Origin of the sequence: Gracilimonas sp. (assembly GCF_031581265.1) — a bacterium.
Taxonomy (GTDB): domain Bacteria; phylum Bacteroidota; class Rhodothermia; order Balneolales; family Balneolaceae; genus Gracilimonas.
The window spans coordinates 1-562 of sequence record NZ_JAVLBQ010000070.1; the positions used below are offsets into that span (position 1 = coordinate 1).

At 40.9% G+C, this 562-nt stretch carries 1 protein-coding gene and 1 pseudogene; one reads left to right on the forward strand and one right to left on the reverse strand.

Annotated features, from left to right (window positions below; genetic code table 11):
• Positions 1-306: HD domain-containing protein (locus RI561_RS13780; RefSeq protein WP_395080824.1), on the forward strand; the 306-nt coding region annotated here is incomplete at its 5' end.
• Between the two features lie 55 nt (positions 307-361).
• Here the strand turns inward: RI561_RS13780 and RI561_RS13785 are convergent.
• Positions 362-562, reverse strand: a pseudogene (locus RI561_RS13785) (hypothetical protein); the annotation flags it as partial.

Below are 562 nucleotides of genomic sequence, written 5' to 3' on the forward strand. Positions count from 1 at the left end.
GTGGTACAAGATGCTGACCGGCTGGATGCACTCGGAGCTATTGGCATAGCTCGTGCTTTTGCTTATGGCGGACACAAAGGCCGCGAATTGCACAATCCAAACATTCCGCCCGAAAACCACGATTCGTTTGAAGAGTATAAAAAGAGCACCGGCCCTACGCTCAATCATTTCTACGAAAAACTGTTTCTGCTTAAAGACCGAATGAATACCTCATCCGGACGTAAGCTTGCTGAAGAACGCCACCGTTTTATGGAAAATTTTGTGGAAAAATTTCTATCTGAATGGGATGGGAATGTTAAATTCTAAATTTTAAATGTTGAATTGGCTTAAAACTCAATTCAACATTTAGCATTTAACATTTCTAATTTCCCTGATAAGCCTCCCCTTCCAAAATCCATTCCGGCTCGGCTTCACCTTTCAAATAATAATCAAAATACTCTTTCATGCGAATGGCGTAATCCAGTTTGTTAGGAAATTTTTGGAGATGATGCGGCTCATTATGGTATTGCAGGAAGATTGCATCTTTGTTGTAACGGCGCATCGCTAAATACAACTCGATACT